Here is a 21,989-nt window from a genome sequence, read left to right on the forward strand (position 1 = left end):
ATCAACCAGCGCACGCCCACGGGTGACCAACCCGACGCACGCCAGACACGACGTCGACGGTACCGGGGAAGGCATACGACGAGGACGGCCGCTACCCGGCTATCTACGACTCAGCCACATCTGGAGTTACCCAATAGTGTGTAACGCTAGTCAACGACACTCGGATCAGGGCGGTTATGCCGATTCCGGCAAACTGACACTTCAATATCGAAGACCTGATCGCAAGCGATGCATGTCCATTGTGTAGCCGGGAATGAGAGAGCCTCAACTAGAGGCCCCTTGGCGCTTCCTGGAATCTCCTTCAGGAGTTCCGCCGCCTCTTCTCGGACAAGTAGACCTGGATCTTTCAATAGGCGTACTGCACCCTCCGGGAATTGCTGATTAGTAAGTCTTGCAGCAGTAACTCTGGCGAAGCCTGATCGCGTGGCCGCATCGGCAGGGGGAGAAGTAGCGGGCCACTGCTTAGCAATAACAATTCCCGCCAATCGTCGAAGGCTAGCCGGTAGGCTTGGGAGCAAGGACACGAGATCGTCCCTCCATTCTTCGGAAAGAAAATCTGCATCCCATGCAAGCTGCACTGCCAAGTCCGCCAGCCAGTCGTTGCCGGTCGAGAAAGCTTCCATTATCAGGGAAGAGGAACCAGCAGGTGAAGTCATGTTAGGTATCGGCCGTCGCAGGCAAGGGACCGCGAGTATCCACCAGTCGGGACGTTCTGGATTCTCACCTTTCAGGGAAATAATTTCTGCAACAACTGCCCCTACGTCAATCTTTCGTGCCAGCGCTATGGCATGGAAGAGTCTCAGTGTAACTGAGGAAGAGTCGGTGAATGCTTGCCCGATATTCCCAATACCCGCATAGTTGAGGTTCACAGCCTGTACAAGTGCTGCCGCCTCATCCAAATGCCACGCTTGCATAGGCGTGAGGGTGATCGGATTATCACTGAGGCGCGCCATTAGGTTGAAGGGAGTATCGCGGTCGAAGTCACCCAAGGAGCTTAGGACTTTCTTCGCGCTTTCTGGCAATTTAAAGTAGCTCTCAGGCCTTGCCCTCTTTATTGAATCCTCGTGTCCAAGTCTCGTTAGTGCATCCTCGGCGTAACTCGCGGTGCTCACACGGCACTTATAGGCTGCCGCGGCGACTTTCACCGCGGTTGAGGGGCGTGCTGGGACAAGCTCCCGGATCGCGAACTTCACTAGGTCATCCAACCCCGCTGGCTTGTTTTTGGAATCTTCCTCCTCATTCACCCCGAGTAGCGCTTCTTCCATAAGATCTAGTTCAGTGGTCGTCGGTCTCAATCCGTTACGTTCTGCTCTCCATGCTAGGGACAGGGATTCGACCACAGAAGTCTGCCAGCTTCCCAATCTGCTAGTCCGAGCGATCAGCTTATGTCTGCTATTCTCCTCCAATCTAGTGCGGGCCAGACGTACTGCGAGTTTTGCGGCAGCCGAATGGCCGGGGACTTTCAGGTTGCCTATCCTCGTATGCTGAGGAGTCAATGGGAGGCTGCCAACGCGTTCTATTTGCGCGTCCTTAATCGCGTTCTCTCTATCTAGATCAACCTCGGCACCATCTTCGATCGCCGAGAGGGCAAGGTCCAGTAGATCTTCACGTTGCGCAATCGCCAAGTCGCACAATAGCTGAATCACCGGCGAAGAAAGCCCTGCTGCCAGCCTCACGCTCTCTCTTAGCTCGGAATCTGAAACCGCACCCTTTAGCCATTCAGTTGCCCTACCTTCGTCTCTAATAACCCATCGCGCTTCCCCGATCTCCGCAAACAGCCTGGTGCGCGCAGTTAGCGTTCCGTATGGATAGTCGGTTAGAAATACTCCGGCTGTGGCGTCCCAGTGATTTAGGATCCCCTTGGCGGCTGCTCTCGCTTCTCCCGGAGGTCTTCCCCAGTAGTCTCTCAGACGTGCTTCTAGCGCTTCTAGGACAGTGCTCCATGATGCGCTTCCCTGTGTGACATGGTGGGCAATGTCGTCGTAACAATCCAGAAGCACCTGAGATGTTAGCGATTCCTGAATTCCAGGAATGCCAGTGGTAGCTCGGCGGGATTCCCAGCGATACACACTTGATTCAATAATCTCTACGAGAAGTCCAGCGCGTGACGCTGGCATGGAGTTAGGTGATCGCTCTGCTAGTAGAAATACCATCAGAGTCGACAGTAGGGGTACTTCCCAGAGGGGGCGATCAGATTTCCGAGATTTTTCAATGAAGGAGCGGCGCGCGTCGAGCCATTCTGAAGCTTGGGTCCCTCTTGCTTCTGCTAGTTTTTCCAACAAAAGATTAAGCGTTGCGTCGAGATTCTCTGGCTCATCCAGTTCAAGTGCCGGTAGGCCGAGTGCGGCTGCGGCGTCCGATGATGAATGGCGAGAACTAATAACTACATCAACTGAATCAGGAAATTCCTCTAGGGAGTTGGCGATCGCCTCAATTACGGCGTCTTGCTTCCCCTGTACCTCATCCAGGCCATCCAATAGCAAGAGTGCCTCGCCGCGTTGAATGTACCGAGCCAAGGCACTTTCGAGTGTCGGATCGCTTCCGTTCGTCGCGCTCATGCAGAATGCCTGCACCGGAAGGCGGTACGGGCCGCTACTAGGAAGTTGCTGTGCTAGATCAGCAAGTCGCGCTCGGATGGGGACAGGGGCATGGGAAGCTGCGGCCCACTCTGCAGCTATCAAATTCAAGGCAACTGATTTACCCGCTCCGGGCCGGCCAACCAACAAGATGCGCCCCTCCCGGCGCATCAGCTTGAGAAGGCCTTTCTCGTCTTGCCTTCCCTTGTCCTCCTTGGTTTCACTGTTGATGTACGTCGCTTTGAGTCCTTTTGCCAACCCCGGCACTGGAAGGGAGGTCACGCCGAAATTGAAGTCGGCTAGTGGGAGCACGTCAGAATATTTAGCCAATTCTTGACGGTATGAAGCAATAGCTTCATCTTCCGCCTGTAGGCGGGCTGCCAATATTCCATCCGTATCGGATACGAGTGGAATGGTGGCGCGCTTAAGCCAGTCTCGCCATTTATTCAGGTCTGAGGAAGATTCCCTGTATGCGGATGAGTCACGTACGGCGGCGCGCAGCGCTTTGAAAGCTGCCATGCCATACCCTGCTTGGACCACGGAGGCATCAAGCCATGCCCCGCCCTGTCCTTCATACGGGCCTAGATCGCGAGCGTCAATAAAACGAATATCTGCCAACTTCATCACTAGCTCAGTGGATGATTCTGAAAGCCCGTGTTTCGATATTTCAGTTCGCAGTTTCGCCAGGCTCGTAGATGCCGCATTGGTAGGGCATGCGCCATTCTGGAAGTCCCGCAGGTGGCGGGCTAGGTCTCTCAAAACTTGAGCAGGTTCGGCAACGACGAAAAGTAGCCGATCCTTGTCCGAGCACTGACCTTCCTGGATAGCCCTACACCACTGCTCCACTGCCGATTTAAATGGTGCGTCCAGGCCGCTCGCGTTCTTTGCCTGTATGAAGGCCTTTGAGTCGTCGGCAAGATGCACAACGACGTCGTCCACGGAAGTATCAGCCTCAAGCCGAATCCGAACGGGGCATGCAGCCGATGACAACCACGGCACCCCCTCGCCTCTCAACCCATGAACGACGAGAAGGGCAGCGACACCTGCTCGATGAACCGCACCAATCTCGTTTGAGGCTCCACCTGTAGCCCCTTTGGCGGCGGATCCCTTGCGTTGCGCAGGCGTGTGATTTTTCACACGGACCAGTGTGACGTGTCGGGCGGAATTTTGGGAGTCGATCAACACTCAGCGCGAGTAACGGCATGATCACCCGACACGCCCCTCACTGAGCCGATCCGAAGCTGGCCGAAGCGTCCACGCCACCCGGTAGCCCCTCGAACCGTATGATCGCATTCGCAGCGCCACCACAGGGACCAAGTCAGGCGCGACTGAGTCCCCTCCCAGACCACGAGGGGACTCGCAGGCACAGGAAGGCAGTCCTCAGGCGGCCGACAGGTTAGACCCACTCCACCTCGCACTGGACGCTCGTAGAGCCGCCAAGCGGCGGCAGCGGCGTCCTCGGGACATCCCGTACAGGCTGCTGCCGTCGCCCCGAAACCCCGAGCGCTCCCAGCACGGCCACAGCCTCTTCCTCACTGGCCTCCGCCAGAACATCGGCGATACGGCGTAAAGCGTCACTCACGTCAGTGGCCGTGTCCGCTGGTCGCAGCATCCTTCTTGACCGTCAGCGGCAGCAGCTTCTTACCCGTCGGGCCCGTTTGTGGCCATGTGTCGAACTGCGGACACACCCCGAGACACAACTCCGAGCGCAGCCCCAGAGGAAGGCTGAAGCCTTCAAGAGCAGGACAACAGATGGTCGTTCTACTCAGGGCACCACCAACCGCTTGCAGCGTGCCAGTCCTTCACCCAGTTCGCGAAGCCGTGTTCCGGCTGCCCAGTGAGAGAACCGGTGTAAGGCGTGGCGCAGCCGTCACGGAGCCACCACACGCGCCCTCGCTGCGGCCCGGCCACCACCAACGTCCAGTAATCACCAACTCCGTCGGCCCCCAGCAGCACTGAACCGTCCTGGTACGTCCCGTGCAGCAGGGACGAGTGGAGCGCGTGATCGTAGTAGTCGTATTCCCACTGCCACTCCTCCTCCAGGGGGAAGGGCCGGCCGGGCACGCGTTCGGCGGTGCCGTCGAACGGTTCCGGGCTCATCCAGCAGTCCGCCTCCCAGGACACCCAGCTGATCGGCTTCTCTCCCAGGGGCAACAAACCACCCGCATCGCATGGGCCTTCATCCGTCCCGTTCGCGATCTCGGCCACAAAGGTGCGATACGGCTCGGGCAACACCACGCCGTGCCTGCTCTCCCAGGCCCCGAGCGCTTCCCAGCCCAGAGGACGACAGCGACACTCCGCCGGAAAGGCTTCACTCAGCAGGGCCATCACACCGGAGATCGCGTCATCCATGCGCCAACAGTTACCACCAGGCACCGACACTCCGCCCTGGCCATCCGGCGGGCAACTGGTCAGCCAACAAAAGCAGACCCCGAATGCCATCAGACCCACTCCACCCTCGGAGTAGGGCCGCAGGCAGTCTCCAAGAGGCGGCAACGGCGCGTACACCAGGCCAGCGGCGCCGACGCCGCGCTCAAGGCGTGATGTAGTCTCCCCAGCCAAACGTCGCCACGTACGCGCGTCGCACGGCGTTCCATCCACGCCAATCGCGCAGACGCGCAACCAACAACGCCATGGAGTACCAGGCACCGAAACAGCCTGCGATTGTCCATGCCCATCCGAGGCTTCCCAGGGTGGCGACGACCACCACCGCCATGGCGGTCGCCACCAAGCCGATGTGAGCACCGCGCACATCCACACTCATGGCGCGGCGCACCGACCGGCGGTCCACAGGTGCATCCCGCACAGACCGATACTCGGCAACCGCACCGTCACCGTCGAAGTCAGCGCTGCCCGTCACGGGCACCTCCGAAGCGCTCGGTCACCCGCACCATGTCAGACCCACTCCACCTCTGACAGAACCCGCGAAGAGCCTCCAGGAGGCGGCAGCGGCGTCCTAGGCGCATCCCGTGAGGTCCGCTGCCGCCCGCCGCGAGCACCGAGCCCACGAAGCACGGCGGCAGCCTCCTCCTCCGTCACGTCCGCCAGCGCATCCGCGATGCGCCGCAGCGCCTCACTCACCTCAGTGCCCGTGCCCGTGTCCGCTGGTCGCAGCGTCCTTCTTGACCGTCAGCGGAAGCAACTTCTTGCCGGTCGGGCCCGTTTGTGGCCATGTGTCGAACTGCGGACACACCCCGCAGTCGAAGCACGGCGTCCAGCGGCAGTCCTCGACCTCCGTCTCGTCGAGGGCGTCCTGCCAGTCCTCCCACAGCCAGTCCTTGTCGAGACCGGAGTCGAGGTGGTCCCAGGGCAGGACCTCCTCGTAGGTGCGCTCGCGGGTGGTGTACCAGTCGACGTCCACGCCGAAGTCGGCGAGGGCCTTGTCGGCGCAGCTCATCCAGCGGTCGTAGGAGAAGTGCTCACGCCAGCCGTCGAAGCGGCCGCCGTCCTCGTAGACGGCGCGGATGACGGCGCCGATACGGCGGTCGCCCCGCGAGAGCAGGCCCTCGACGATGCCCGGCTTGCCGTCGTGGTAGCGGAAGCCGATGGAGCGGCCGTACTTCTTGTCGCCGCGGATCTTGTCGCGGAGCTTCTCCAGGCGCGCGTCCGTCTCCTCGGCGGAGAGCTGCGGCGCCCACTGGAAGGGGGTGTGGGGCTTCGGCACGAAGCCGCCGATCGACACCGTGCAGCGGATGTCGTTCGACCGCGAGACCTCACGGCCCTTCGCGATCACGTTCATCGCCATGTCGGCGATCTGGAGGACGTCGTCGTCGGTCTCCGTCGGCAGGCCGCACATGAAGTACAGCTTCACCTGGCGCCAGCCGTTGCCGTAGGCCGTGGCGACGGTCCTGATCAGGTCCTCTTCCGAGACCATCTTGTTGATGACCTTGCGCATGCGCTCGGAGCCGCCCTCGGGCGCGAACGTCAGACCGGACCGGCGACCGTTGCGCGTCAGCTCGTTCGCCAGGTCGACGTTGAAGGCGTCCACGCGGGTCGAGGGGAGCGACAGACCGATCTTGTCCTCCTCGTACCGGTCCGCCAGGCCCTTCGCGATGTCGCCGATCTCGCTGTGGTCCGCCGACGACAGGGACAGCAGACCGACCTCTTCGAAGCCCGTCGCCTTGAGGCCCTTCTCGACCATCTCGCCGATGCCCGTGATGGACCGCTCGCGCACCGGGCGGGTGATCATGCCGGCCTGGCAGAAGCGGCAGCCGCGGGTGCAGCCGCGGAAGATCTCCACCGACATGCGCTCATGGACCGTCTCGGCCAGCGGCACGAGCGGCTGCTTCGGGTAGGGCCACTCGTCCAGGTCCATGACCGTGTGCTTGGACACCCGCCACGGCACACCCGACCGGTTCGGCACCACACGGGCGATACGGCCGTCGGGGAGGTACTCGACGTCGTAGAACGCCGGGATGTACACCGAGCCCGTCTTCGCGAGGCGGAACAGGACCTCCTCGCGGCCACCGGGGCGGCCCTCGGCCTTCCAGGCGCGGATGATCTCGGTCATGTCGAGGACGGCCTGCTCACCGTCGCCGATGATCGCGGCGTCGATGAAGTCCGCGATCGGCTCAGGGTTGAAGGCCGCGTGGCCGCCGGCCAGGACGATCGGGTCGTCCAGCGTGCGGTCCTTGGACTCCAGCGGGATGCCGGCGAGGTCCAGGGCGGTCAGCATGTTCGTGTAGCCCAGCTCCGTGGAGAAGGACAGACCGAACACGTCGAACGCCTTCACGGGGCGGTGGCTGTCCACCGTGAACTGCGGCACCTCGTGGTCACGCATCAGCTGCTCGAGGTCGGGCCACACGCTGTAGGTGCGCTCGGCCAGGACGCCCTCGCGCTCGTTGAGGACCTCGTAAAGGATCATGACGCCCTGGTTGGGCAGACCGACCTCGTACGCGTCCGGGTACATGAGCGCCCAGCGCACGTCGCAGGCGTCCCACTCCTTGACGGTGGAGTTGAGCTCACCGCCCACGTACTGGATCGGCTTCTGCACATGCGGGAGCAGGGCCTCTAGCTGTGGGAAGACCGACTCGACAGACATCGCGGGGATTACCTTCGTGAGCTGACAGGGGTGACCATCTAGCGTAACGCCCCGGGAGCCACCCCTCGCACGCCGGCGTTCACCGCACCCGGCCTCCTCAGAAGGCGCTGTCGGCCGTGATCGTGCGCCACGCCTCCGGCAACGCCGCCTCCGCCAGCTCCGCCCTGCGCTCCTCCCTGCCGTACAGCACCCCGTACGTGAAGGAGCTCTCGCCCGCCTGTCCTGCCTGGAATGCCAGGTCCCGCAGGGCCTCGCGGGCCATCACGCTGTCCTGGTGGTCGCCGAGGAGGGACTGCAGGGACTTCATGTCCCGCACGAGCTGCTTGGCGGGGGCGCCGAGGAGCCCGGTCGCCGCCTCGGCCGCGTACCGGGCGCGCTTGCCCTTCTTGCGGGCCTCGTGCATGGCGAGGTCCCGCTCGGCGCCGGACGGCTGGGCCAGGCCCTCCTCCACCAGGTCCGACACCTTGCCGAAGGCCCGCGAGACCGCCTTACCGATCACCTTCTCCGGATCACCCCCTGCCCCCTTCAACAGCGGCGGCTCGGCGATCACGGCGTCCAGGGTCCGCAGGAGCGTCAGATACCGCTCGCCGTCCAGGGCGGCGATCAGGGCGTGCCGGGACCCGCTGCTCCCCGCCTCCACCCATGTCCGCACCCGGGTGCGGACCGAGCCGACGACCAGGCTCTCGGGCATCTGGGCGAGCGCCTCGGTCACCCGCTCGGCCAGCACCTCGTGGTCCCGGCCGACGCCCAGCTCCCCCGCCAGCCACTTCAGTTCCTCGCCGATGGGGTCGGTGACCGTCCGGTCCAGCACCTTCCCGTACGACTTGAAGGTGCTCCGCAGTCGGCGGGTGGCCACCCGCATGCTGTGCACGGAGTCGAAGAGGTCCCGGCGGACGGCCGGGTCGAGCTCGACGACGGCGTCCCGCTGGACGCGGATGTACGCGAGGACGTGCTCGGCGGCACCGCCGGGCTTCCCCGACCCACCCCCGCCCTTCTTGCCCTTCTTCCCCTGCTTGCCCTTCGTTCCCTTGCCCTTGGCGACCTTGTCCTTCGCGGCCTTGTCCTTCGCGGCCTTGCCCTTCGCGGCCTTGCTCTTCTTCGCCTTGTCCTTCTTGACGGCCGCCGTCTCCCGCAGGGCCCTCGCCAGCTTCGACGGTGACGCGGACGGGCGTACGCCCGCCTTGCGCAGCTTCTTCTCGACCTTGTCGAGGAACGCCGGGTCGCCGTCGTCCGCGAGCTCCACCTCGATCTCGGACCACTGGGCGGTGCGGCCGCCGTCGGTGAGTCGCTCGGCGTGCACCGCGTCCACGCTGACCTCGGCGAGGAGGGCGCCGTCCGCGTCGAGCAGGTCCCTGACGTCACGCGTGGACCGGAGGCGGACCAGCGGCACCAGCTCCGCCTCCCGGACCCGGGAACGCACGAGCCCCGCCAGATCGCGGGGCAGGGTCTCCGACAGCGGGGCGCGGATCTCGTCCCGCACTCCCGAGGAGACGGGAAACTTCAGATGCCAGCCGGCGTCGTCTCCCCCGGTACGGCGGCGCAGGGTGATCGAGGCGGCGGCGAGGCGTTCGTCGGGGGTGTCGTAGTAGACGGCGTCCAGCTCCGCCACGCCCTTGTCGATGACCGACGCGACCCCGGCCACACCGGTGAGATCGGGCAGGCCGCTCTCGTCGGACTCGTACTTCCGCTCGATCTCGCGCTTCGTGTCCGCCATGAACCGAATCTAGTCGGAGCCGCGGCAAAAGGGCAGCCCACGCGCACCCTGAGGGGGCACGTGGGCCGTCGTCCACTTAGGGCCTTCGCGGCGTGCGCGGCTACGCCGACATGGGCCGCTCCACTCTGATCGACTGCAGCAACCCCACCGCCACCCACACCGCGAACATCGACGATCCTCCGTACGACACGAACGGCAGGGGCAGACCGGCGACCGGCATGATGCCGAGGGTCATCCCGATGTTCTCGAAGGCCTGGAAGGCGAACCAGGCGATGATGCCGCCGGCGACGATCGTGCCGTACAGCTCGGTGGTCTCGCGGGCGATCCGGCAGGCACGCCACAGGACGACACCCAGCAGCAGGATGATCAGCCCGGCTCCGACGAAGCCCAGCTCCTCCCCCGCCACCGTGAAGACGAAGTCGGTCTGCTGCTCCGGCACGAACTGCCCGGTGGTCTGCGACCCCTTGAACAGGCCGGTGCCGAGCAGCCCGCCGGAGCCGATGGCGATCCGGGCCTGGTTGGTGTTGTAGCCCACGCCCGCCGGGTCCAGCTCGGGGTTGGCGAACGCCGCGAACCGGTTGATCTGGTACTCGTCGAGCACCCCGAGCTGCCAGACGGCGATCGCGCCGAGCGCGCCGGTGCCGATGAGACCGAAGATCCACCGGTTGGAGGCGCCGGAGGTGAGCAGCACCCCCAGCACGATGACCACCATGACCATGACCGAGCCGAGGTCGGGCATGAGCAGCACGATCAGTATCGGGGCGGCGGCGAGCCCGAGGGCCTGGACGACGGTGCGATGGTCCGGGTGCGGTTTGTCGCCGGCGTCGACCCGCGCCGCCAGCAGCATCGCCATCCCCAGGATGATCGTGATCTTCACGAACTCGGAGGGCTGGAGCGAGAAGCCGCCACCGATGACGATCCACGCGTGGGCGCCGTTGATGGTCGCGCCGAGCGGGGTCAGCACCAGCAGGATCAGTACGACCGAGATGCCGTAGAGGATCGGTACGGCGGTGCGCAGGGTGCGGTGGCCGAGCCAGACCGTGCCGATCATCAGGCCGAAGCCGATGCCGGTGTTGAGCAGGTGCCGGAGGAGGAAGTAGTACGGGTCGCCCTGGTTGAGCTCGGTGCGGTTGCGGGTCGCTGAGTAGACGAGGGCCGCGCCGATCAGGGAGAGCGCGATGGCCGAGAACAGTATCGGCCAGTCGAGCCTGCGGGCGAGCGAGTCACGGGCGAACAGCCGGGTCCAGCCGGAGCGTTCGGGCCCGTACCCGGAGACGGAGAAGCTGTTGCCGGCCATCAGGACATCCTCCCCGTGAACGCTCCGCCGGGGGTGGCGAGACGTGCCGTCGTCGGTCGGTTGGGGCACCGCCGTCGCCGGCCGCGCAGTTCTCCGCGCCCGTTCGGGGCGCTGCCGCACCGGCTACGCCGTCGCGCCGCGCGATTGCCCTGGCCGCCGCGTGTGCTGACGATCGCGGCCGGGGGGTCGGCGACCGCGGTGTCGTCGCCTCGCTGGGTGACGGTGGCCCATGCGCCCGGGGCGGCGATCACGGCCCCTGCACCCGGCTCGAAGGAGACCGGGAGGGCGCCCGGCCCCGCGGCCAGCGTCTGGGCGTCCTCGGCGGCCTGTTCCTCCTTGGTCTTCTTCGGCGGGTACGTGTCCACCTTCGGGGCGTCGATCGAACCGTCGGACTCGATCTTCGGCAGCTTCTTCTGCGGGGTCGGCAGCAGTGCCTTCCGCTTGTCGATCTTGCCGTCCTCGGAGACGCCGTAGAGCGCGTTGTAGAGCTTGCGCACGGCGGGTGCCGAGGCGCCGGAGCCCGTACCACCCTGGGAGATCGTCATGACGATCGCGTAGTCCTTGGTGTACGTCGTGAACCACGAGGTCGTCTGCTTGCCGTAGACCTCGGCGGTACCGGTCTTGGCGTGCATCGGGATCTCGTCCTGCGGCCAGCCCTGGAAACGCCAGGCTGCCGTACCGCGGGTGGCGACTCCCTCGAGGGCTTGGTCCATCTCGTCGCGGGTCTGCTTCGTCATGGGGAGCTTGCCGTGCGACTTCGGCGCGATCTCCTGTACGTGCTTGCCGTCGGCGCTGATGACGGCCTTGCCGACGGTGGGGTCGTACAGGGTGCCGCCGTTGGAGATGGCGGCGTAGATGGTGGCCATCTGGATGGGGGTGACGAGGGTGTCGCCCTGGCCGATGGAGTAGTTGACCGAGTCACCGGCGCGCATGCGGTTGCCTTCGAGGCAGTTCTCGTACGCGATCTGCTCGGCGTACGATCCGCCCTTCTTGCCGTACTTGCACCAGGCGTCCTTGTTGGCCTTCCAGTAGTCCTGCTTCCACTTGCGGTCCGGGATGCGGCCGGTGACCTCGTTGGGCAGGTCGATGCCGGTCTCGGCGCCGAGGCCGAACTGGTGGGCCGTCTTGTAGAACCAGTCCTTGGCGTTCTTCTTCGGCTTGGTGCCGCCGTCGCGCTTCCACTCCTCGTGGGAGAGACGGTAGAAGACGGTGTCGCAGGAGACCTCCAGGGCGCGGCCGAGGCTGATCGCGCCGTATCCCTTGGACTCGAAGTTCTTGAAGACCTGGCCGCCGATGGAGTACGAACTGGAGCACTCGTAGGGGCCGTTGAAGGAGTAGCCCGCGTTGACCGCGGCGGCGGTCGGGACGACCTTGAAGACGGAACCGGGGGCGGACTGGCCCTGGATCGCGCGGTTCAGCAGCGGGTAGTTGGACTTCTTGCCGGTGAGCTTGGCGTAGTCCTTGGCGGAGATGCCGCCGACCCAGGCGTTCGGGTCGTAGTCCGGGTTGGAGGCCATGGCGACGACACGGCCGGTCTTGGCCTCCATGACGACGACGGCTCCGGAGTCGGCCTTGTAGTGGGTGCCGGTGTTCCGGTCCATCTGCTTGCGGGCTTCCTTCATCGCCTCGTTGAGCTCGTACTCGGCGATGCGCTGCACGCGGGCGTCGATGCTGGTGACCAGGTTGGCGCCGGGCCGCGCGGGGTCGGCCTCGGCCTCACCGATGACGCGGCCGAGGTTGTCCACCTCGTAGCGGGTGACGCCGGCCTTGCCGCGCAGCTCCTTGTCGTACTGCCGCTCCAGTCCGGAGCGGCCGACCTGGTCGGAGCGCAGATACGGCGAGTCGGTGTCCTGCGCCTTGGTGATCTCCTCGTCGGTGACCGGCGAGAGATAGCCGAGGACCTGCGCGGTGTTGGAGCCGCCGGGGCTGGCGTACCGCCGGACGGCCTGGGGTTCGGCGGTGATGCCGGGGAAGTCCTCGGAGCGCTCGCGGATCTGGAGGGCCTGCTTGGCGGTGGCCTCGTCGGTGATGGGGATCGGCTGGTAGGGCGAGCCGTTCCAGCAGGGCTGGGGGGTCTCGGAGTCGCACAGCCGGACCTTGTCCATGACTTCCTGGGGCTTCATGCCCAGGACGCCGGCGAGCTTGGTGAGGACGCCCTTGCCGTCGTCGTCCATCTTCAGCAGCTCGGTGCGGGAGGCGGAGACGACGAGCCGTGTCTCGTTGTCCGCGATGGGCACTCCGCGCGCGTCCAGGATCGAGCCGCGCACGGCGGGCTGGACGACCTGCTGGACGTGGTTGCCGGAGGCCTCCTTGGCGTAGGCGTCGCCCTCGCGGATCTGGAGGTACCAGAGGCGGCCGCCGAGGGTACCGAGGAGGGAGAAGACGAGGATCTGGATGATGACGAGCCGGATCTGGACCCGTGGCGTCCGCCCGGTCTCCGGGATGTTGGTCACTGTCTCCCCCTCTCAGTGCGTGGACCGGTGATGCCGGTACATGGAGTACACCGCTCGCCGGTGATCGGTTCCCGACGGGTGCGCGAGACGGTGGCCGACCGGCGCGGCGGCGGTTCCGCGGGTTCTCTGACGTCCCCTCACAGTCGCTTGACCCCCTTGATGCGGCCCGCGCGGGCCACCCGTGAGCGGGCCGCCTTCATGCGCAGGCCGCCGCGCTGGCCGCCGATGCGCAGGCCGGTGCCGGAGGACAGCCAGCCGGCGGAGACGTCGGCGGCCTTGGCCGCGTTGTTGGTCTCGGCGAGCGGGTCGTTCTCGGCGCGCCGGGCGAGCGCCATGATGCCGGGGACGACGAACGGCGCGAGCAGCAGGTCGTAGAGCGCGGCCGTGAACAGCAGGCTGGGCAGGCCGACGTGGCGTGCGGCGTCGTCGCCGACGAGGGCGCCGACCCCGGCGTACAGCAGGGTGGCGCCGAGCGCGGCGACGACGACCACGACCATCGGCCCGGTGGCGGACTTCAGGCGACCCGTCTCGGGCTTGGCGAGGCCCGCGAGGTAGCCGATGACGCAGAGGACGAGGGCGTACCGTCCGGCGGCGTGGTCGGCGGGTGGGGCGAGGTCGGACAGCAGTCCGGCGCCGAATCCGATGAGGGCGCCGCCGACGTGGCCGTACACCAGGGCGAGGCCGAGGACGGTGAGGAGCACCAGGTCGGGTACGGCGCCCGGCAGATGGAGCCTGGCGAGGACGCTCACCTGGATCACCAGGGCGACGATCACCAGGGTGGTGGAGAGCAGCATCCGGTTGAAGCGCATGAAAAGGTCAGCTCCTACTGTCCTACGTCTACTGCTCTTGCTGCCCGTCGGCAACGTCGCCGGGCTGGTTCGCGCCCGGGGTGACGGTGACCGTCACGGTCGGCCGCGGGGTGGGCTTCGGCTTCTCCGGGAGCACCGTGTCGCGGGGGTCCTTGCGGGGCGGCTTGACGACGACGCCGACGATGTCGAGCTGGGTGAAGGCGACGTACGGCTTGACGTAGATGGTGCGGGTGAGGTCGCCGCCGGAGGGGTCGACGCGGGAGACGACGCCGACGGGGACGCCGGGCACGAACGGCTTGTCGGCCTGGGAGCCGAAGGTGACGAGGCGGTCGCCCGCCTTCACCTTGGCCTTGCCGTTGAGGAGTTCGACACGCAGCGGACGGTCGCCCTGGCCGGAGGCGAAGCCGAGTTCGTCGGTGGCCTCCATCCGGGTGCCGACGGTGAAGTCGGGGTCGTTGGCGAGGAGGACCGTCGCGGTGTTCGGGCCGACGGTGGTGACGCGGCCGACGAGTCCGTCGCCGTTGAGGACGGTCATGTCGCGGGTGATGCCGTCGTTGGTGCCGATGTCGATGGTGACGGTCCAGGAGAAGCCCTGGGCCGCCCCTATGGCGATGACCTCGGCGCCCTTGATGCCGTACTGGCCGCCCGCGGCGCTCTTGAGCATCTTGTCGAGCTGGCGCACCCTGCTGCGGTTGCGGTCGCCGCTGCCGAGCGACGCCTTCAGCTCCGCGTTCTCCTTCTCCAGGGCGGCGAGGCGGTCGTGGCGGGATCCGGATGCGCGGACCGCGCTTATGGCGTTGCCGATCGGGTCGACGGCGGTCGACACCCCGTCCTCGATCGGGCCGAAGACGGTGGCCGCGGCACGTCGGGCACCGTCGACCGGTGAGTCCTCCCCGCCGCGGATGTCCACCGTGATCAGCGCGAACGCTACGGCGATCAGCAGCACCAGGAGCAGCCGGCTCTCTCGTGTGTCCCTCACGTGCGGCGGCCGTGCCTTCCTCATAGGAATTCGACAGGAATTGGGGAATTCGGGTAGCCCCTGGGATTCCCTGGGACGGGAACCGGAGGGGCGCTTTGTGGAGCTTATGCCTCAATATCAACGATCCGCCGTACGAGAGGAGATCGTCTCGTACGGCGGAATCGAAGCGTTACGTCATCTGCGGGGCTGGGCGTCGAGCACCTGCTGCAACGCCTCGAACTCCTCGACGCACTTGCCGGAACCGAGCGCCACACTGTCCAGCGGGTCCTCGGCGATATGGATCGGCATACCGGTCTCACGGCGCAGCCGCTCGTCCAGTCCGCGGAGCAGAGCGCCACCGCCGGTGAGGACGATGCCGCGGTCCATGATGTCGCCGGAGAGTTCCGGCGGGCATTTGTCGAGGGTCGTCTTCACGGCATCCACGATGGCGTTGACGGGTTCTTCGATCGCCTTCCGCACTTCCGCGGCGGAGATGACGACGGTCTTGGGCAGCCCGGACACCAGGTCCCGGCCGCGGATTTCGGTGTGCTCGTCAGCGTCGAGGTCGTACGCCGAACCGATCGTGATCTTGATCTGTTCGGCTGTCCGCTCACCGAGGAGGAGGCTGTACTCCTTCTTGATGTGCTGGATGATCGCGTTGTCCAACTCGTCGCCCGCGACGCGGATGGACTGGGCGGTGACGATGCCGCCGAGGGAGATGACCGCGACCTCCGTGGTGCCGCCGCCGATGTCCACCACCATGTTGCCCGTGGCCTCGTGGACCGGCAGGCCGGAGCCGATGGCCGCGGCCATGGGCTCCTCGATGATGTGCACCTGACGCGCGCCGGCCTGGGAGGACGCCTCGATGACGGCGCGCCGCTCGACACCGGTGATACCGGAGGGCACGCAGACGACGACCCGGGGCCGGGCGAGATAGCGCCGCTTGTGGATCTTCAGGATGAAGTAGCGGAGCATCCGCTCGGTGATCTCGAAGTCGGCGATCACACCGTCCTTCAGCGGCCGTACGGCAACGATGTTGCCGGGCGTCCGCCCGATCATCTTCTTCGCTTCCGCGCCGACCGCGAGGATGCCACCGGTGTTGGTGTTGATCGCGACGACGGACGGCTCGTTCAGTACGATCCCGCGACCCCTGACGTACACCAGCGTGTTGGCGGTCCCGAGGTCGACAGCCATGTCACGGCCGATGAACGACATTGAGTTCCCCATCAGGATTCGTCTGGCCTTCCCTGGTAGAGCGCTGAGGGCTTTTGAGTGCGTTTCAGGGCTTTTACGGGTCGGCGAAGTGGGTGCTGTGACGTGAAGGCTTACATCGTAGTCTCGCCCGCACGAACACTGCGCGAGGGTCTTCGCCATTGTGGGCATGCGATGCGCCGCCTCGCCTGTGGAGACGAGCCATCGGGGGTGCGCGTTCCCCCGAACGCCACGCATATGCCGTTGAACTGCCGTGCTTTCGGCGGTTCGGTGGTTCGGCAGGTCGGGCGGGGAGTAGGCCGTGTGGGTGGTGGCCGGATACCGCGGTGGGACAAGGACGGTGGGGGCGAGCGGACGTCACCGCCCCCGCCGCCGCGAAGAGTACTACGCCCGGCCGGGGAAGAAGATCTTGACCTCGCGCTCGGCCGATTCCTCGGAGTCGGAGGCGTGGATGAGGTTCTCGCGGACGATGACGCCGTAGTCACCACGGATGGAGCCGGGGGCCGCGGCGATCGGGTCGGTCGGACCGGCCAGCGCGCGCACGCCCTCGATGACGCGCTCGCCCTCGACGATCAGCGCCACGACCGGACCGGAGGACATGAACTCCACCAGCGGCTCGTAGAACGGCTTGCCCTTGTGCTCGCCGTAGTGCTGCTCCAGGGTCTCCTGGTCCAGTGTCCGCAGTTCCAGCGCGGTGATGCGCCAGCCGGCCTTACGCTCGATTCGGCTGATGATCTCGCCGGTCAGGCCACGCCGGACGGCGTCGGGCTTGAGGAGGACGAGGGTGCGCTGGCTCACGGTGGGGACTCCTTCGTTCACAGGCGTGCGGAGCTCAGAGGCTACAGGGCGGGCCCGACCGGGCGTTACGCAGCGTCAGGAGGCCTGGGCCGCGAACCGCGCCTTCGCCTCGTCGACCTTGCGGCCGAAGTGGACGGACGCCCACCACAGGGCCGCGAACACCGCGCCCATGAAGAACATGGTCGGCACGTAGAAGCCGGACAGGATCAGCGCGATCTGCAGCGCCCAGCCCAGCTGGACACCGCCGGGCCGGGTGATCAGCCCGCACAGCACGACGCACAGGAACATCGCGACACCGCTGACCGTCCAGACCGTCGACATGGCCAGGTCCGGGTCCTTCATGGCGACCAGCCCGGCGAAGCCGATCACGAAGAACTCGCCGATCAGGGTGGAAGCACACAGGGTACGCATGGGTGAGATCAGCCCTTCCCCAGCAGCAGCCGGGCCTCGCCGACGGTGATGACGGAACCGGTGACGAGGACACCGGCGCCTGCGAACTCGCCCTCCTCCTCGGCGAGCGTGATCGCCGCCTCCAGGGCGTCCGGCAGCCGCGGCTCGACCTGCACGCGCTCGTCGCCGAAGACCTCCACCGCGACCGCCGCCAGTTCGTCGGCGTCCATCGCGCGGTGGCTGGAGTTCTGGGTGATCACGACCTCGGCGAAGATCGGTTCGAAGGCCTCCAGGACACCCCGTACGTTCTTGTCGCCGCTCGCGCCCACGACCCCGATGAGCCGGCTGAAGTCGAACGCCTCACCGACCGCCTCGGCCGTGGCCAGCGCGCCCGCCGGATTGTGCGCCGCGTCCAGCACGACGGTCGGGGACCGCCGTACGACCTCCAGCCGGCCCGGCGACGACACCGACGCGAACGCCTTGCGGACCGTCTCCGCGTCCAGCGGTTCCGGCCGCTGCGACCCGACGCCGAAGAACGCCTCGACTGCGGCCAGGGCGACGGCCGCGTTGTGCGCCTGGTAGGGGCCGTGCAGCGGGAGGTACAGCTCGGGGTACTCGCCGCCGAGGCCGCGCAGGGTGAGCATCTGTCCGCCGACGGCGACCTGCCGCGAGACGACCCCGAACTCCAGGCCCTCGCGGGCCACGGTCGCGTCGACCTCCACGGCCTTCTTCAGCATCACCTGCGCCGCGTCGACCGGCTGCTGCGCGAGGATCACGGTCGCGTCCTGCTTGATGACCCCGGACTTCTCCCCGGCGATCTCGGCGGGCGTCGAGCCCAGCCGGTCGGTGTGGTCCAGGTCGATGGGGGTGATGACGGCGACGTCCCCGTCGATGACGTTGGTGGCGTCCCAGGAACCGCCCATCCCGACCTCGACGACGGCCACGTCGACCGGCGCGTCGGCGAAGGCGGCGTACGCCATGCCGGTGAGCACCTCGAAGAAGGAGAGCCGGTACTCCTGGGAGCCGTCCACCATCTCGACGTACGGCTTGATGTCCTGGTACGTCTCGACGAACCGCTCGGCGGAGATCGGGGCGCCGTCCAGGCTGATGCGCTCGGTGATCGACTGGACGTGCGGGGAGGTGTAGCGGCCGGTACGCAGGTCGAAGGCACCGAGCAGGGCTTCGATCATGCGGGCGGTGGAGGTCTTGCCGTTGGTGCCGGTGATGTGGATCGAGGGGTACGACCGCTGCGGCTCGCCGAGGACGTCCATCAGCGCGGCGATCCGCTGGACCGACGGCTCCAGCTTGGTCTCGCCCCAGCGCGTCGCGAGGTCGGCCTCGACCTCGCGCAGTGCCTTGTCGACCTCCGGGTCGGCCGGCCGCGACGGCACGTCGGACTGGGGGGCGCCGCCCTGCGCACGCAGGGTGCGGCTGCCGGCCTCGATCACCGCGAGGTCCGGGTCACGGTCCGTCTCGGCGGCGATGATCTCCTCGAAGGGGTCGATCGGGTCGGGCTGCTGCTCACTGCGTTCGCTCACGGGGCCAGTCTACGGGTGGGGCTTCGCCTGACCGGGGCGCCTCTCAGCTCGGGGATGCGGGTCGTGTGGCGGCCGCGGGCGCGTAGTGGTTGCCCGCGCGGTTGCCGGCGTCCCCTGAGTCCGGCAGCGGCAAGTCGCCCTCTCCAGATGCGGGCAGTCGTGCCGCTGGGGCGGCACAGGTGGGCGCGGGCGGCGCATCGTGAGCGCCGAGTCGCGCGGCCCGCCCCGGCAAGCGGAAACCCCCGGCGCCCAGGGGCACCGAGGGTTTTCACGGACCTGCGAGCGGCTACTCCTTCGGCAACCGCTGCAGTTGGGCGGTGATGCGGGTGATGTCCTCGTCGGCCTTGGCGAGGCGGCCGCGGATCTTGTCGACCACCTGGTCCGGGGCCTTCGCGAGGAACGCCTCGTTGCCCAGCTTGGCCGTGGCCTGGGCCTTCTCCTTCTCCGCGGCGGCGAGGTCCTTCGCGAGCCGCTTGCGCTCGGCGGCGACGTCGATCACACCGGAGAGGTCCAGCGCGACCTCGGTCCCGGCGACCGGCAGGGTCGCCGTCGCCGAGAAGCCCTCGTCCTCGGGCTGGAGGCGGAGCAGCTGGCGGATCGCCGCCTCGTGCGGGGCGAGCGCCGTGCCGTCGAGGGTGAGGCGGGCCGGGACGCGCTGGCCGGGCTGGAGACCCTGGTCGGCGCGGAAGCGGCGGACCTCGGTGACGACCTGCTGGACCAGCTCGATCTCCCGCTCGGCGGCGTCGTCGCGGAAACCGCCCGAAGTGTCGGCGCCCGGAACGGACACCGCCTTCGGCCAGTCGGCGACGACGAGGGACTCACCGCCGGTCAGCGTCGTCCACAGGGTGTCCGTGACGAACGGGACGATCGGGTGCAGCAGCTTCAGGGTGACGTCGAGGACCTCGCCCAGGACCCGCTTGCTGACCTCGGCCGGCTCGCCGCCCGCCTGGAACGTGGTCTTGGACAGCTCGACGTACCAGTCGAAGACCTCGTCCCACGCGAAGTGGAACAGCGCGTCGGACAGCTTCGCGAACTGGAAGTCCTCGTAGTACCCGTCAACTTCCGAGACGACGGAGTTGAGGCGGGACAGAATCCAGCGGTCCGTGGCCGACATCGCCGACGGCTCCGGCAGCGGTCCCTCCACCGTCGCGCCGTTCATCAGCGCGAAGCGCGTCGCGTTCCAGATCTTGTTGGCGAAGTTACGCGAGCCCTGGACCCAGTCCTCGCCGATCGGGACGTCGACACCGGGGTTCGCACCACGGGCGAGCGTGAACCTCAGCGCGTCGCTGCCGTACTTGTCCATCCAGTCCAGCGGGTTGACCGCGTTGCCGAAGGACTTCGACATCTTCTTGCCGAACTGGTCGCGGACCATGCCGTGGAGGGCGATGGTGTGGAACGGCGGGGTGCCGTCCATCGCGTACAGGCCGAACATCATCATCCGGGCGACCCAGAAGAAGAGGATGTCGTAGCCGGTGACCAGGACGGAGTTCGGGTAGAACTTCGCCAGCGATTCCGTCTGTTCGGGCCAGCCGAGGGTCGAGAAGGGCCACAGGCCCGACGAGAACCAGGTGTCGAGGACGTCGGTGTCCTGACGCCAGCCCTCGCCGCGCGGCGGCTCCTCGTCGGGGCCGACGCAGACGACCTCGCCGTTCGGGCCGTACCAGACCGGAATCCGGTGGCCCCACCACAACTGCCGCGAGATGCACCAGTCGTGGAGGTTGTCGACCCAGTCGAAGTACCGCTTCTCCATCTCCTGGGGGTGGATCTTGACGCGGCCGTCGCGGACGGCGTCACCGGCCGCCTTGGCGAGCGGGCCGACCTTGACCCACCACTGCATGGACAGGCGCGGCTCGATCGTGGTCTTGCAGCGCGAGCAGTGGCCGACGGAGTGGACGTACGGCCGCTTCTCGGCGACGATCCGGCCCTCGGCGCGCAGCGCGGCGACGATGGCCGAGCGGGCCTCCAGACGGTCCAGGCCCTGGAAGGGGCCGTGGGCGGTGATGACCGCGTGCTCGTCCATGATCGTGATGGCCGGCAGGTCGTGCCGCCGGCCGATCTCGAAGTCGTTCGGGTCGTGCGCCGGGGTGACCTTGACGGCGCCGGTGCCGAACTCGGGGTCGACGTGTGTGTCGGCGACGACCGGGATGGACCGCTCGGTCAGCGGCAGCTTGATGAGCTTGCCGACCAGGTGCTTGTACCGCTCGTCGTCGGGGTGGACGGCGACGGCCGTGTCACCGAGCATCGTCTCGGCTCGGGTCGTGGCGACGACGATCGTCTCGTCGCCCTCGCCGTACTTCATCGAGACGAGCTCACCGTCGTCGTCCTGGTACTCGACCTCGATGTCCGAGATGGCCGTCAGGCAGCGCGGGCACCAGTTGATGATGCGCTCGGCGCGGTAGATCAGTTCGTCGTCGTAGAGGCGCTTGAAGATGGTCTGGACGGCCTGGGACAGGCCCTCGTCCATGGTGAAGCGCTCACGCGACCAGGCGACGCCGTCGCCGAGGCGGCGCATCTGGCCGCTGATCTGGCCGCCGGACTCGCCCTTCCACTGCCAGACGCGCTCGACGAACGCCTCACGGCCGAGGTCGTGCCGGGACTTGCCCTCCTTGCCCAGCTCGCGCTCGACGACGTTCTGCGTGGCGATGCCGGCGTGGTCCATGCCGGGCTGCCACAGCGTCTCGTACCCCTGCATGCGCTTGCGGCGCGTGAGGGCGTCGATGAGGGTGTGTTCGAAGGCGTGGCCCAGGTGCAGGCTGCCCGTGACGTTCGGCGGCGGGATGACGATGGTGTACGGGGGCTTGTCGCTCTTCTCGTCCGCCTCGAAGTAACCCTTCTCTACCCAGCGCTCGTACAGCGTCCCCTCTACATCGGCCGGCGCGTACTGGGTCGGCAGATCGGTGGCGGGCGCTGGAGGCTGCTGCTGAGCGTTCTCGGTCACGCGCTCAGTTTAGGGGTGTCACGGGGTGGTCCCGAAACTCGATTCTTCGGTAACGGTGTGACCCCCGGTGCGGGGCGCCCATCGACTTTGCGCCAGGATGTCAGGAACACATAAGCATCTGGAGGGGAACCCAGACCATGAGTCACAACCAGCCGGGCCCGTACGGCGGGCAGCCCCAGCAGCCCGGGCCGTACGGTCAGCCGGGCCCCTACGGCCAGCAGCAGCCGCAGGCCGCCCCCCAGCCCGGCTACGGCTACCCGCAGCA

General features: G+C 66.7%; 14 protein-coding genes. All 14 read right to left on the reverse strand.

Annotated features, from left to right (window positions below):
- Positions 1-146: 146 nt before the first annotated feature.
- Positions 147-3,713 carry an NACHT domain-containing protein gene (locus tag AOK15_RS43795; RefSeq protein WP_167738807.1) on the reverse strand — a complete coding sequence of 1,189 codons (3,567 nt, stop codon included), beginning with the start codon at positions 3,711-3,713 and terminating at the stop codon, positions 147-149.
- Between the two features lie 624 nt (positions 3,714-4,337).
- The gene (locus tag AOK15_RS10890) at positions 4,338-4,928 is read right to left on the reverse strand and encodes an SMI1/KNR4 family protein (RefSeq protein ID WP_055515328.1); all 591 of its coding nucleotides are present in this window, start codon (positions 4,926-4,928) and stop codon (positions 4,338-4,340) included.
- A gap of 181 nt (positions 4,929-5,109) precedes the next feature.
- On the reverse strand, positions 5,110-5,436 hold the full coding sequence (locus AOK15_RS41915) for a hypothetical protein (protein WP_240508380.1): 327 nt from the start codon (positions 5,434-5,436) through the stop codon (positions 5,110-5,112).
- 222 nt (positions 5,437-5,658) lie between these two features.
- Entirely contained in the window at positions 5,659-7,617 is a 1,959-nt protein-coding gene (locus tag AOK15_RS10895) for a TIGR03960 family B12-binding radical SAM protein (protein WP_055515330.1), read from the reverse strand.
- Between the two features lie 97 nt (positions 7,618-7,714).
- Entirely contained in the window at positions 7,715-9,331 is a 1,617-nt protein-coding gene (locus AOK15_RS10900; protein ID WP_055515332.1) for a CYTH and CHAD domain-containing protein, read from the reverse strand.
- Positions 9,332-9,431: 100 nt separating this feature from the next.
- A complete protein-coding gene (rodA, locus tag AOK15_RS10905) occupies positions 9,432-10,628 on the reverse strand; it encodes a rod shape-determining protein RodA (RefSeq protein WP_055515334.1) in 1,197 nt (398 codons plus the stop codon).
- Positions 10,628-13,081: a penicillin-binding protein 2 gene (gene mrdA, locus AOK15_RS10910; protein WP_055515336.1), complete on the reverse strand. Its 2,454-nt coding sequence runs from the start codon at positions 13,079-13,081 to the stop codon at positions 10,628-10,630. Before mrdA ends, rodA begins: the two co-directional genes overlap by 1 nt.
- A gap of 137 nt (positions 13,082-13,218) precedes the next feature.
- Positions 13,219-13,890, reverse strand: a complete 672-nt coding sequence (mreD, locus tag AOK15_RS10915) for a rod shape-determining protein MreD (RefSeq protein ID WP_055515338.1) — start codon at positions 13,888-13,890, stop codon at positions 13,219-13,221.
- A gap of 28 nt (positions 13,891-13,918) precedes the next feature.
- On the reverse strand, positions 13,919-14,869 hold the full coding sequence (gene mreC / locus AOK15_RS10920; protein ID WP_055515340.1) for a rod shape-determining protein MreC: 951 nt from the start codon (positions 14,867-14,869) through the stop codon (positions 13,919-13,921).
- Between the two features lie 174 nt (positions 14,870-15,043).
- Positions 15,044-16,063: a rod shape-determining protein gene (locus tag AOK15_RS10925; protein ID WP_004931372.1), complete on the reverse strand. Its 1,020-nt coding sequence runs from the start codon at positions 16,061-16,063 to the stop codon at positions 15,044-15,046.
- 381 nt (positions 16,064-16,444) lie between these two features.
- Positions 16,445-16,858: a nucleoside-diphosphate kinase gene (gene ndk / locus AOK15_RS10930; protein ID WP_055515342.1), complete on the reverse strand. Its 414-nt coding sequence runs from the start codon at positions 16,856-16,858 to the stop codon at positions 16,445-16,447.
- A gap of 75 nt (positions 16,859-16,933) precedes the next feature.
- Complete coding sequence (locus AOK15_RS10935; RefSeq protein ID WP_055515343.1) at positions 16,934-17,269, reverse strand: DUF4233 domain-containing protein; 336 nt, start codon at positions 17,267-17,269, stop codon at positions 16,934-16,936.
- Positions 17,270-17,277: 8 nt separating this feature from the next.
- A complete protein-coding gene (folC, locus tag AOK15_RS10940; protein ID WP_055515345.1) occupies positions 17,278-18,786 on the reverse strand; it encodes a bifunctional tetrahydrofolate synthase/dihydrofolate synthase in 1,509 nt (502 codons plus the stop codon).
- A gap of 286 nt (positions 18,787-19,072) precedes the next feature.
- Positions 19,073-21,724: a valine--tRNA ligase gene (locus AOK15_RS10945; RefSeq protein ID WP_055515347.1), complete on the reverse strand. Its 2,652-nt coding sequence runs from the start codon at positions 21,722-21,724 to the stop codon at positions 19,073-19,075.
- Between the last annotated feature and the right edge of the window lie 265 nt (positions 21,725-21,989).

The sequence above is a fragment of the Streptomyces ossamyceticus genome (assembly GCF_001418475.1).
GTDB classification, from domain to species: Bacteria; Actinomycetota; Actinomycetes; order Streptomycetales; family Streptomycetaceae; genus Streptomyces; species Streptomyces ossamyceticus.